Here is a 12,764-nt window from a genome sequence, read left to right as displayed (position 1 = left end):
CAGCTTACAGATTAAGATAGCTTGCTATCGTATGGTGTATTTCATCAGAAAGGGGTAATCCTGTTTTATTTTCAAGCTGATGCTGTGCAGAATTAAATTTCTCAATATAAGTTCCCGTTTGGTCATTAAATTTTAAATAACCCTGGTCAAAGAAACGTTCCTGTACCTCACCTGATGAATCCATTGAACGGAAGACAAGGGGTGAAATTTCAAATGTCTGTTTGTTTATATACAGCCATCTGAATATGTCAGCAATGTCTGCATTTGCAGGCAGGTCATTACGTTTCACTTCCAATAAGCAATCGGAATCATTTTCCAGGTAATATAGGCAGGTAAAAGGAGGTTTCATGTATTTCTAAAAAGCAGATGTGGGCCGAAAATAAAAAAAGTTATCTGTCTTTCTTCCATTTTTGTAAATCCTTTTTCAAAAAATGACCAAAGGTATGTGCTTATCGCACCGATCTTCTGGTAAAGAAATATTATTAACATATAGCTCTTTTTGTTACCTGAATGATCGTGCTATCTGGTGCTGGTAATGTAATGATCCAGATTTCCAATGATAAACTTTTGCTCTTCAATGATAAATWWYWYYAYMWMMCMWWTASMSRYGATNGMCNNKWAGSTWASCTWMRTNSYATCRYSKSTAWWKGNNKGATNNWMMRTYATNWTKTCRYTNAKCYWCATNYWCTYTTMAATTGTATCATCGGAAGATACTGTAAGGGGATTCTCCGTCATGATTTCGCTGATCTTCATTTCTTTTGAAGATTTGCCCTTTAGGATTACTTTTCTGGCGTAATCTCTTTCCGTGAAAATTCCAATGAATTTTTCATGATCCATAATCAGAAGCGATCCGATGTTTTTTTTAAACATTAATTCCAGTGCTTCAAAGACAGTGGTGTTTGGGCTTACAAAAATTGTAGACCTGGTTTTTTCTTGTAAGATGTTTCGAACTTTTCCCATAATTGAACTCCTTTCTGTAGCAGATTTGGGCGGTAATATATCAATAGGTTGGTCATATTAAAGTTACCTTTAATATTGCTAAAAAAAGAATAATAAGGGGTTGATTTTCAGTATATTTATAGGTTGCACGAGTAATAAATCTAATCGTATGAAAAATAAGATTTTGTTCTTGATTTTTCTAACTTGTTTTCCGTTGATGTCAAACGCACAAAGGGTTGTGGTGATAAAGATTGATGGTGTAATTAATCCGGTTTCGGCGTCTTTTATACATAACGGAATTGAAAAGGCAACAACGGAAAAGGCAGCATGCCTGGTAATTCAGCTGAATACACCAGGAGGTTTATTACAATCTACACGTAGGATTGTGAGCGATATTCTGACCTCACCGGTTCCAGTGGTAGTTTACGTTTCCCCATCTGGTTCACATGCTGGTTCTGCCGGAGTTTTCATTACTCTTGCAGCCCATGTTGCCGCCATGGCACCCGGGACCAATATTGGAGCTGCTCACCCTGTGAACCTGGTAGGCAAGGCAGATTCAGTGATGAATGTAAAGGCCACAAATGATGCTGTCGCATTTATAAGAAGTATTGCAGAAAAACGAAAACGCAATCTCGAATGGTCCCAAGATGCAGTCGGAAACAGTTTGTCTATTACCGAGAATGAGGCACTCAGTAAGAAAGTAATCGATTATATCGCTGCGAATGAAAATGAACTACTTAATCAAATAGACGGACGAAATATAGAATTAAGCTCCGGTAATGTTACACTACATACAAAAGGAGCTAAAATTCAATATGTAGAGATGAGCGCTTCGGAGAAGCTGCTGGACTTTATCAGCAACCCCGATGTCGCTTATGTTCTACTCATGCTGGGTATGGCAGGAATATATTTTGAATTGTTTAATCCCGGGGCAGTGCTGCCTGGGGTAGTTGGTGTGATTAGCCTGATTCTGGCCTTCTATGCCATGAATACCTTACCTGTTAATTACGCCGGATTAATGTTGATCGTTTTTTCTCTGGTGCTTTTTCTGCTCGAAATTAAGGTGGTTAGCCATGGGGTGTTGGCAATTGGAGGTGTGGTTTCGTTGTTTCTCGGTTCGGTAATGCTGTTCAAATCAAGTTCTTCCTTAGATATGATTAAAATATCTACGGGAGTGGTTATTTCAGTTACTGTTTTAAGTGCCGCTTTCTTTCTCTGTGTAATAGTTTTAGGCTTGAGGGCACAGCGACTCAAAACAGTTACAGGGATCAATAACTTACTGGGGCAGACTGGAGAAACGCTGAGTCAGCTTGATCCACAGGGGCAGCTACTGGTAAATGGAGAAGTGTGGACGGCAGAATCAATTAAAGGAAAAATTAACAAGGGTGAGCTGGTAAAAGTAATTAAGGTTAAAGGGCTTACTTTATTTGTGGAGCCATTGGGGCGTACCATATAATTCTATTTTTAACTAAAAGGAGGTTTTTATGTATTACAATGTGTTTATTATAGTGCTCATTTTTTTTGCTGTCATCGTACTTTCCAGCGCGATCCGTATCCTTCGTGAATATGAACGTGGAGTTGTTTTTCGTTTAGGTAGGGTGCTAGACAAAGGTGCAAAGGGGCCCGGGTTGATTCTTTTGATTCCTTTTATAGATAAAATGGTAAGAATATCGCTGCGTATTATAGTTATGGACGTGCCACCTCAGGATGTGATTACTAGAGACAATGTATCTATAAAGGTTAATGCCGTAATCTATTTTAGGGTAATAGACCCTCAAAAAGCGGTAGTGGAGGTAGAGAACTTTTTAACGGCTACTTCTCAGTTTTCGCAAACAACACTGCGTAGTGTACTGGGACAGTCGGAACKYKAMGAYCNGSWMKMGCRWCGYGWWRRGAWANARTKTRSAYCTNCRRYRGRYSMYKKATCNTKAAAANNRAAYCMWKKGGTAYMRRGRWAAYKGYKGTTGAAGTAAAACAAATAGACCTTCCTCAGGAAATGCAAAGGGCAATGGCTAAACAGGCCGAGGCAGAACGTGAAAGGCGTTCAAAAGTGATTTCTGCCGAAGGAGAATACCAGGCCTCGCAACGTTTGTCGGATGCCGCAAAGATCTTAAGCGAACAGCCAAGCGCACTTACCTTACGCTATTTGCAAACCCTTCGTGAAATTGCGACAGAAAACAACTCAACAACAATTTTCCCGGTACCAATTGATTTGTTGAAACCTTTTATGCAACCGTCGGTAGAACTGCATCCAAAGGAAGATAAGCCGGCTAAAGATGCGGATGCTGATGCGCTCACTTAATAATGTTTCTGATAGGATAGTAACTAGAGAGCTTGCTGTAACGACTTTTTAATCTAAAAATCCAGCGAAATATTTTTCTGATCTGCATACTTTTTGGATTAGTATATAAATTGTATTTCAAAATTAGGAGGCAATAGTTTATTTTTGTTATGGGTTAACTAAAGGTAACCGGTTACCTTTAGTTAACCCATTTGAGTATGGCAACAATAAATATCAACGGAAATATAAAGGAGGCAACCTGTGAGCAGGAACTATCAGCAATTCGTGATAGCCTTGAAATACTTGGTGGAAAATGGAAACTGAGGATCATGCGGTACCTGAACAATAGAAAGGAAGGCCAGAATACTTTCAAAAAAATCCAACGTGAAATAGAAGGTATTTCTGCTAAAATGTTATCAAAGGAGTTACATGATCTTGAAATTAATCTGCTTGTTTCCAGAACTGTGCTGGATACCCGACCCATTACTGTAAAATATGCAATTACTGAATACGGTAGTAGTGTGTTACCGGTAACAGAGAGTTTAGTGATATGGGGGCTTAATCACCGAGAAAAGATAAAAGCATAGAAAGGAAGTTAATCCTTTAAGGGGTCGTTTTTAGCGATATTCTCAATTTCCTTATTCAGGAAAAATGATAGGCCAGTTCTGATAAGCACAGTACCAGCCAATATTCCTAAATCTTCAAATGAAGGGTTGAGTATGGTGTCAATGATATCAGAGGCGATTAAAAATTCCAGACCAAGTAATAGGTAATACCCCACCTCGATTTTGATCCGAACGGTTTTTCTAGTGAAAAAGATCGGTTGAATCTAGCAAATTCATTATTGATGAATTTAAATAGGCCTATTACAGCGCCGTAACAGATGATTGCGATACTGACGTAGCTAATGATATTGGATATAGTTTGGAGTAGCTGCGACATGGTTGTTGCTCAATAGGGTTTGAATTAAATATACGATTTAGGATGCAATTATAAAATTCACCAATATTGTGTAAAGACAATTATTTAAAAAATGTAAGTATTTTTTTACTAAAATTTATATAGATTGAAGTAATGCTTAGATTTGAATTATAGAAAGAGAATATGCAAAAGATTTATATGGGAGATGCGGGGCCTAAAGTGTCACCCGCAGTTTATGGTTTTTACAGATGGGATGATGTTAAGGATGCTGATGCTACTTTAAAAAAGATTTTTTATTTGTGCATGGAGCTGGGTATTAACACCTTTGAGCATGGCGATAGTTACGGTTCGGAGAAATGTGAACAATTGTTTGGAGAGTTGCTAAAAGAAGGTGCTTTTAAAAGAGAAGAAGTTGTTTTGTTTAGTAAATGCGGACTAAGGCTTCCAAATGCACAGCGCCCTGATATTAGAGTTAAACATTATAATACCTCAGCAGCTCATATTATTGCCAGTGTAGAGCAGTCGTTAAAGAATTTGAGAACTGATTATATCGATATCTTTTTATTAGACAAACTCGATCCAATATCTAATCTTGAAGAAACAGCATTAACCCTTGAGCGACTAAAAGAATCGGGTAAGATTAAAAACATTGGTGTAGCAAATTTCTCCGTTTTTCAGCACCAGTTATTGGCTTCTTATTTAACTAAGCCAATAGTAACCAATCATATTGAACTAAACCTGCTAAATATGCAGGCATTGGATAACGGACAGATTGATTATATCAAACAACGTTACATGCGTCCATTGGCTTATGCGCCTCTTGCAGAAGGTAGAATTGCTGCCGGAACAGATAATCAGGCTGTTAAGGTGCGCGAAAAGCTAGAGGAATTAAGTGCTAAATACAATGTGCATATTGAATCATTAGCAGTAGCATGGCTGGTTAAATTGGGGGCATTGCCTCTGATTGGCACAACGAATGAACAAAGAATTAGAAACGCAGTAAATGCTTTTACCATAGAGCTTGATCATCAGGATTGGTATGAATTGTATAACGTATCTGTTGAAAATAGTAATCTGAGCAAAGGGTTGTAGTACAAAATAGAGGCTTAGATTATTTTTTTTAAAATTAGTAGGTAATCCAGTTTACAGTCGTATATTTGTGATGAGAGCGTTAATTTAAGCGGGAGTGGCCAATCTGGTTTATTCCCNGCTTTCTTTTTTTACTCATTCTTCTTACCAAAAGGCCAGGCTAAATCCTTTCTAATTCTATTTAAGTACTCACGGCGCAAGGAGATTTTACTTGATATAGCCGGGAATTATAATGAAAAGAGATAAAATATAGGAAGTTCTGAACAAGGGAGAAGGGGAGAATTCTGATGCCGAAACCCAAATATGCTTATGCAACTTAAAAAACTTAAATATTTTATGTTTTTTAAGTGGTTGATATAGAGTTAAAACGCGATTAATGTGTCGTAAAAGGATGTTTTTTGGTTTTAATTAGTGTTTAAATATTTGCACGCAAGTGAATTATTTCTATCTTTGCAGCCTTAGCTGATGAAGCTAGAAATAAAAAAAGTAAAGTTAGCTTTTATAAAAATAAAGTTGTTACTTTGCAATCCCTTCGAAAAAGGGAAAAGAAGATACCAGTTCGGGGTGTAGCGTAGCCCGGTATCGCGCCTGCTTTGGGAGCAGGAGGTCGTAGGTTCGAATCCTGCCACCCCGACACAACTACTTAGATGAGTAGTTTAATATTGACCAGTAAAAACAGATACCAGTTCGGGGTGTAGCGTAGCCCGGTATCGCGCCTGCTTTGGGAGCAGGAGGTCGTAGGTTCGAATCCTGCCACCCCGACGAATAGAAATCAAATTCTATCAAAAAGGCCTTAAATCCATGATTTGAGGCCTTTTTTTGTTCAAGCGGGTATCAAACAATATCAATAAAAACAGCACTAAAATGGGGGGCATCTCATTTGTTATCAATTTCAATAAATAACCACAATTTTAACCTATTTTTGTGCTTAAGTAACTCCAAGTCAAATTTCTTGCTACACCATTTAATAAATTTTATGAATAAAAAACTACTTATTCTAACCTTAGGATTGGCCATTTTAGCGGCATCATGTTCAAAAGACAACACTAAAAAAGACCCTGTCATTAAAAAAATAACTGATTTGGTGATACCTGCTGGTTTCACCTGGCAGAGCGCCAGAGATGTTAATTTCAGTATTAGTATTACGGACACCCGGTTTCAAAACAAAATTCACGTGGTCGCAATTTACCTGGCCGACCCGGCAACTAACCCTATTGCAATCGCAAAAGGATCTGCAACATTGGTTAATCCGTTCACTGCAACCCTGTCTATTCCTTCGACGGTTAATGAAGCCTATGTTGTGAAGACTTCACCAGACGGCTCCTCTGTTATGGAAAAGCTAACTTTAAACTCAACAAAAGTGTCCACTGCCCTAAGTTCCGTGAACAAATACAATAAATTAAGTTTGCTTATGGCAGGCAAGTCTTTGAGTACGGAAGTTGAACCTGAATGCGGAACTAAAACGTCCGCTTCAAACATCAAACTCAACACCAGTACAGATGTCTACTGTTTTACTTCGACGGTTGATCTTACGATTAATGTTGAAGCTAATAACGGAGGTACCCTAAAGATAAATGCACCTGGAAAAACGATAACTTTTGGTGACAACTTTAATCACACAGGTATAAAAGTATTTATTTCCGAAGGAACTACAGTTAGATTCAATAGAGATTTAAACATTAAAAGTGGTGAAATTTTCTCCAACAGCGGTAAGCTTCTTGCAGGGAATCTCTCCAACGCTGGAAGCTTTATTAACAACGGAGAKYCRMYRTTTWCNNMRGKAGCAACTTTAACTTAAACTCTGGTTCAGAACTTACAAATCGTTCAAGTATGGTTGTTCAGAGCCAGAATCCGAGTATTAATGGCCTAATGACCAATTCTGGGAGCATGACTTTCAATAATGCTACATTTAATAGCGGCAGTACACTTAATAATTATTGCAGTTTTACTGTGAATAACGTTCTAACAGTTAACACTGGTTCGCTCAATAACTATAAGCTTGTTCTAGTTAAAGGTGACACTTATGTAAATAGCGGCGGCACTATCAACCTGATTGATGGTGCAATGCATCAAACGCTTAACATGTCTAATATGAATGGTGTGGTTTATGGCCGTGGCCCGGCAGTATCCTTATTTAAAACGACAGGCACGGTTGGTGATAATGTTGTAAATAATAGTGGTTATTTCAAAGGCGCCTTACAATATTGCGGTACCAGGGATTTGGAAGTAAATCAAAATAACAAAAAGCACTTCAGTGATGGTGCAATAAAGGGTTGTGGTGCGTATATCATCAAAGATGATTGCAATACGCTTGGTAACGGCGTTGCACCCGTAGAGCTCAAGCCTGACACAGACGGGGACGGTATAATTGATGAGCAAGATGATTATCCGAACGACAAAACGAAGGCATTTAATAATTTTTCCGTTAATTATCATAATGGAGGATCAACGATTGCATTCGAAGATAGCTGGCCATTGCTTGGAGATTATGATTTGAATGATGTTGTTTTAACCTATAAGCATTTGGTTGTTACCAACGCAAAAAACATTGCAGTACGGATTGAGGGAAAATGGAATTTAATTGCAAGTGGGGCTAGTTATAAAAACGGTGCAGCGGTGCAGTTTCCTTTGCCAAAAGACATGGCAAAGAACTTCAAGTCATCGGATGGGGTAAGTCGTGAAGATGGTCATGATAGCTTAGTTGTAATTTTATTTAACAATGCAAGGGATCAGCAAGTATTATGGAATACTATGCCTAATCAGTCGCTTTCCCCGGTCAAAACCTTTACTTTTAGCTTTGACTTAACCGATGGGCCAAGTTTCCCAGTCTTGGGTGTAAGCGCATTTAACCCCTTTATATTTAACGGCACAAAGGATGCAATTAGAGGTTATGAAACCCACTTATTTGGAAAGCATCCAACGAAACTTGCAGATAGATCTTTGTTTGGTACAAACGTCGACAATTCATTAAAAGGAGTTTATTATAGTACTAAAGGCAGACTGCCTTGGGGTATTGAAATTCCCGTTGCAACGTTCCGATACCCATACGAGAAAATCGGCATCTTAGAATCTTATTTGAAGTTTTCCGGTTGGGCAACCAGTGGTGGATCACTTTATGCTGACTGGTATAGCAATACAGGTACTGATTTTAGAGACGCTACCAAGCTATTTCCTTCAGTTGCTGCCGGCAATTAGTATAATAAAATAATTCAGAAAGCCTGTCATCATTTTCATGAGACAGGCTTTTTTTGTATTGAAAATAATGTATTCTACAATTCCCGGATAAGTGATTCTTAAATCATTGTCCGTTTCCTGCGTTACTGAATGAATAAAGTTATATAAGTAGAGGATTCTTGACGAATTCGCCCTTTTCGGATACGATCTGGTTTCCCCAGGTAGTAATTGTATCTAAGACAGGTATAAAGGTTTTACCAAAATGCGTGAGACTGTAAACCACCTTGATAGGAGGCTTTTTGCCATATACTTTTCTGGATACCAAACCATCTTTCTCCAATTATTTTAACTGTAAACTCAGTGTCATTTCGGTGATATCTGGCACTTCTTTCCGAAGCTCACTGTAGCGTTTTGATGCATCTTTTAAATGATATAGAATTACCGCTTTCCATTTTCCGCCTATCAGATCCATCGCAAGGCTCACTGTGCAGGGATAAACTTTCCCTTTTAATTTTACGTAGTCACCAATACATTCCGTTTTCATCTTCCAATTTTTAACCTATCGTTTTGGATAGTTATTGCAAATCTATAGCACTACAGATACTTTTGCAACTATAATTTTTATAGTCAAAAAATAATTCATTATGATATTGGATTTTAAAGCAAATGAGGCAATGAGACAAAAAGATAAACCACTAATCACAATCACAGGAGTTTTGGGTAAACAGGGGCTGAGTGCTGCGAACACGCTTTTACAAAGTGGACAGTATCGTGTACGTGGCATTACCCGACGGGTAGATTCACCCGAGGCACTAAATTTGACTGAACGAGGCGTGGAGCTCATTAGTTTGCCACTCGATCTAGGATGTCAGAAAGATTTCGTGGCAGCATTCCGAGGATCGGACGGTGTTTTTATGATGACCCCAAGCATTGCCCCTCCGCAAACTCACGAAAAGGAGTTGGGCAAACAGTTGGCAGATGCGGCGGTTGAAGCAGGTGTTCAACACATCGTTTTTAGCAGTTTAGAAAATGTAGAGAAAATTACAGATGGGAAAAAATTTGCTCCTCATTTTACAGACAAGGCCGAAATTGAGGAATATATCCGTACACTCTCCGTCAAAAGCTCATTTATTTATATGGCTTTTTTCTATACCAATCTTATGGAGTTTTACCCTCCTTATACTGAAGGAGATACATTAGTTTTTCCAATTTATTTACCAAAGGACTTCCGTGCACCCTTTGTTGATCCCCTTACTGCCACAGGACCAGCGGTTTTCGAGATTTTCTCGAATCCGAGTCAATATGCTGGTAAATCCTTACCGGTGATCGGCGATATGATTTCCCCGCAGGAAATGATAGATACTTTTGTACGGGTTACAGGCAAGAAAGCTGTGTATAGTTCCGCATTTACACGCGAGCATTTGCTTCACCATTTTCCAAACTTTAGCTCAAACGAGCTTTTGGTAAGTGAGATTTTGGGAATGGCAGAGTACGCAGTTGAATATGGTTATTTTGGCAAAGACCGTGATTTGCTGTGGAGCCGTCAAATGAACCAAAATAGCCTTAATTGGGAACAATTTCTGCTTAACACTGGTTGGCAAGGTCAAAAGCTTTCCTATTAATGGTTTGCGGGTCAGGATTAAAGTAGCGCAACCAGACATAGATGTTTTAGAGATTCTGATCTTGACACAAAGCCACCTCATTTTATATGAAGATAAAGCCAATGCTTATATTAGGAATACTAATTGGTAACAAAAAACAAGAAACACATGGCAACAACAAACACGTACTTGAATTTCAATGGAGATTGTCAAGCCGCATTTAACTTTTATAAATCCGTATTTGGAGGAGAATTTACATACATCGGACGCTTTGGTGAAATGCCTGAGACTGAAGAATACAAAGTACCGCAAGCCGATAAAAGCAAGGTGATGCATGTTTCATTACCTATCGGTAACTCCATCCTGATGGGGAGTGACTGTGGCGGAGAATGGGCACCTTCATTTGTGCAGGGGAATAACTTTGCAGTTTCCATATCTGCGAATAGCAAAGATGAAGCGGATCGCATTTTTAACGGTTTGTCGGTGGAAGGAAAAATAACGATGCCATTGGCAAATACTTTCTGGGGTGATTATTTTGGAATGCTGACTGATAAATTCGGTGTGAACTGGATGATGAGCTACAATGGGCAAGGCAAAAAATAATCGCTAAAGCGAATTGGAATTACTGCTATTGTTTGGTGTCTGGTTTGAATTGTGTAACTTTGTTCTATGGCACATACGGAGACACTTGAGGATTTCTACAAGAAAAAATTTAATTGGTTACCTGATAATCTCAGTCAGGATATCGGACACTTTAATGTATTTAGGTCCGAGGACTGTTACATTCCCGGCGCGAAGCCTGTTCAGTATAGTCGGCGGGATTTCTACAAGATCAGTCTTTTCAGGGGTAAAGGGGTTATTCACTATGCGGATAAAAGCATAGAAATGGATGGGACCGCGTTGGTTTTCTTTAACCCGGTTGTTCCTTACACTTTTGAAAATCTAAATGACAAGCATTCAGGTAGATTTTGTATTTATAAGGAGTCTTTTTTTACAGAGATGCTGCGCAGCAATATTCACCAATTACCGATGTTTTCTCCTGGAGCAAATCCGGTTTATGTGCTTAACGCTGAACAAGAAACAATTGTATTGGCTTTATTTGATAAGATGCTGGCAGAGCTTAATTCCGACTACATTTTTAAATATGATCTACTGCGCAATTATGTTACTGAGTTGATTCACTACGCTTTGAAGATACAGCCTTCTAATCGCCTCTATCAGCATCCAGATGCCAATTCACGTATCACATCTATATTTACGGAGCTTCTTGAGCGGCAGTTTCCCATCGAGTCCCCATCGCAGAGATTTAGTCTGCGCTCTGCTAAAGATTTTGCGGATCAACTATCGGTACATGTTAACCATCTTAACCGCGCTGTTCGTCAGACGACTGGAAAAACAACTACGGATCATATCATGGAGCGACTGACCAGCGAGGCCAGGGCACTTCTGCGTCATACGAACTGGAATGTTTCCGAAATAAGCTACTGTCTTGGTTTCGAAGCACCCACACATTTCAATAATTTTTTCAAAAAGCAAACCAGTACTACTCCTTCTGCATTTCGTCTTGTTTGAATTTCGTAATGATCGGTTTGATCAGCGTATACGGTCAGCTGTTGTTTCCTATTATCTTTGTATTGTAAAAACAAACGAAATATGGAGAAAATTAGAACTTGGTTTATTACAGGAGCTTCCAAAGGATTTGGATTAAACCTGGTAAAACAATTACTTCAGGCGGGTCAGAATGTTGCAGCTACTTCCCGCGATTTAAAGGCATTGGTAGATGCCGTTGGTGTTACCGCACCAAACTTTCTACCGCTGCAAGTAGAACTTAGTAATGAAGACAGTGTTGGTTGCGCCATCCATCAGGCAAATGCAGCCTTTAAAAGGATCGACGTTGTAATAAATAATGCAGGCTATGGTATCGGAGGAAGTATCGAAGAATTAAGTGATCGTGAAACCCGCAATAGCTTTGAAATAAATGTCTTTGGAACGTTGAACGTTATCCGAATGGTAATGCCTTACATGCGTAGTCAAATGTCGGGACATATTATTAATATATCTTCGATAGCCGGTATAACGGGCACAAGCGGCTGGTCTGTTTATGCAGCTACAAAGTTTTCAGTTGTAGGATTGTCTGAGGTTCTTGCTCAGGATGTTGCAGAATTTGGAGTTAAAGTAACAGTGGTTGCGCCTGGTGCATTTCGAACTAATTTTCTAAATGCTGATTCAATCAATATCGCGCAGCATACAATTCCTGAATACACTGAGATGCACAATGCGCAGAAAATGCTTCTGCAAAAAGACGGCAAGCAAATTGGCGATCCGGCAAAAGCAGCAGCAGCCATCATTGAGATAGCTTATTCAGAAAACCCTCCGCTTTATCTGTTGCTTGGGGATGACGCTTACAGTCGTGCCATGACCAAATTAGACAGACTGAAAAAAGATTATTTACTCAACGAAGAGCTGTCCAAAGCTATGGCCTACAACGGCTAACTAGCTAGTATTTATATGGCTATTTGATATTGTCTAGAAGAATTCCTGTGAGCTATTAGCTTACAGGAATTTTTTTGGATCAAGCGGAATTCTTGGGGGGAAGAAAATAATTTCTTTCTTTTGCCATTGTAAATCAAACGACAATTTTCATTTTGAGCGSAGCTGCAGAAACMCTTATCAGTTTATTATTACCAGAAGGCATTCTGGATTATTTTGAATTAACACAAGTAGAAAAAGAAGGTAAGATGTTGAATATCTACCTTGAA

Annotated in this window: 11 protein-coding genes, 2 tRNA genes and 3 pseudogenes; 12 read left to right on the top strand and 4 right to left on the bottom strand. The window is 38.9% G+C overall.

Annotated features, from left to right (window positions below; translation table 11 throughout):
- Window positions 1–4: 4 nt before the first annotated feature.
- Together N824_RS00085 and N824_RS38135 are read right to left on the bottom strand one after the other, a co-directional pair.
- Entirely contained in the window at window positions 5–349 is a 345-nt protein-coding gene (locus N824_RS00085; RefSeq protein WP_048903113.1) for a hypothetical protein, read from the bottom strand.
- Between the two features lie 170 nt (window positions 350–519).
- Window positions 520–870 (bottom strand): annotated as a pseudogene (locus tag N824_RS38135) (histidine kinase).
- Between the two features lie 286 nt (window positions 871–1,156).
- On the opposite strand from N824_RS38135, the gene N824_RS00075 reads away from it, so the two are divergent.
- From N824_RS00075 to N824_RS00065, 4 genes and pseudogenes are all read left to right on the top strand, one after another.
- Entirely contained in the window at window positions 1,157–2,395 is a 1,239-nt protein-coding gene (locus N824_RS00075) for a nodulation protein NfeD (protein WP_235206942.1), read from the top strand.
- Between the two features lie 28 nt (window positions 2,396–2,423).
- Window positions 2,424–2,912, top strand: a pseudogene (locus N824_RS38130) (SPFH domain-containing protein).
- Between the two features lie 23 nt (window positions 2,913–2,935).
- A complete protein-coding gene (locus N824_RS33930; RefSeq protein WP_235206941.1) occupies window positions 2,936–3,241 on the top strand; it encodes a hypothetical protein in 306 nt (101 codons plus the stop codon).
- 197 nt (window positions 3,242–3,438) lie between these two features.
- Complete coding sequence (locus N824_RS00065) at window positions 3,439–3,807, top strand: helix-turn-helix domain-containing protein (protein ID WP_048903111.1); 369 nt, start codon at window positions 3,439–3,441, stop codon at window positions 3,805–3,807.
- 8 nt (window positions 3,808–3,815) lie between these two features.
- On the opposite strand, the gene N824_RS00060 is transcribed toward N824_RS00065, so the two are convergent.
- Window positions 3,816–4,013, bottom strand: a complete 198-nt coding sequence (locus tag N824_RS00060; RefSeq protein ID WP_255327384.1) for a DUF1622 domain-containing protein — start codon at window positions 4,011–4,013, stop codon at window positions 3,816–3,818.
- 311 nt (window positions 4,014–4,324) lie between these two features.
- Between N824_RS00060 and N824_RS00055 the strand changes: the two genes are divergently transcribed.
- The 4 genes from N824_RS00055 to N824_RS00035 all read left to right on the top strand — a co-directional run bounded on the left by N824_RS00055 (window position 4,325) and on the right by N824_RS00035 (window position 8,425).
- Window positions 4,325–5,233, top strand: coding sequence for an aldo/keto reductase family oxidoreductase (locus N824_RS00055; RefSeq protein ID WP_048903110.1), 909 nt, complete (start codon window positions 4,325–4,327; stop codon window positions 5,231–5,233).
- 557 nt (window positions 5,234–5,790) lie between these two features.
- Window positions 5,791–5,864, top strand: a tRNA-Pro gene (locus tag N824_RS00050).
- Window positions 5,865–5,918: 54 nt separating this feature from the next.
- Window positions 5,919–5,992, top strand: a tRNA-Pro gene (locus tag N824_RS00045).
- A 1,068-nt stretch (window positions 5,993–7,060) separates the two neighbouring features.
- Window positions 7,061–8,425, top strand: a complete 1,365-nt coding sequence (locus tag N824_RS00035) for an LruC domain-containing protein (RefSeq protein ID WP_048903108.1) — start codon at window positions 7,061–7,063, stop codon at window positions 8,423–8,425.
- A 139-nt stretch (window positions 8,426–8,564) separates the two neighbouring features.
- Here the strand turns inward: N824_RS00035 and N824_RS00030 are convergent.
- Window positions 8,565–8,876: pseudogene (locus N824_RS00030) on the bottom strand (winged helix-turn-helix transcriptional regulator).
- A 172-nt stretch (window positions 8,877–9,048) separates the two neighbouring features.
- Here N824_RS00030 and N824_RS00025 point away from each other — a divergent pair.
- The 4 genes from N824_RS00025 (at window position 9,049) to N824_RS00010 (ending at window position 12,498) form a co-directional block, all read left to right on the top strand.
- Window positions 9,049–10,026: an NmrA/HSCARG family protein gene (locus tag N824_RS00025; protein WP_200869776.1), complete on the top strand. Its 978-nt coding sequence runs from the start codon at window positions 9,049–9,051 to the stop codon at window positions 10,024–10,026.
- 147 nt (window positions 10,027–10,173) lie between these two features.
- On the top strand, window positions 10,174–10,608 hold the full coding sequence (locus tag N824_RS00020; protein ID WP_048903107.1) for a VOC family protein: 435 nt from the start codon (window positions 10,174–10,176) through the stop codon (window positions 10,606–10,608).
- A 66-nt stretch (window positions 10,609–10,674) separates the two neighbouring features.
- Window positions 10,675–11,577 (top strand): AraC family transcriptional regulator, encoded by a 903-nt coding sequence (locus N824_RS00015; protein ID WP_048903106.1) that lies wholly within the window; start codon window positions 10,675–10,677, stop codon window positions 11,575–11,577.
- Window positions 11,578–11,658: 81 nt separating this feature from the next.
- Window positions 11,659–12,498, top strand: a complete 840-nt coding sequence (locus N824_RS00010) for an SDR family NAD(P)-dependent oxidoreductase (protein WP_048903105.1) — start codon at window positions 11,659–11,661, stop codon at window positions 12,496–12,498.
- Window positions 12,499–12,764: the final 266 nt, after the last annotated feature.

The sequence above is a fragment of the Pedobacter sp. V48 genome, from assembly GCF_000523515.1.
In the GTDB taxonomy this organism is placed as follows: domain Bacteria; phylum Bacteroidota; class Bacteroidia; order Sphingobacteriales; family Sphingobacteriaceae; genus Pedobacter.
This window is presented reverse-complemented; position numbering and strand designations above follow the sequence as displayed.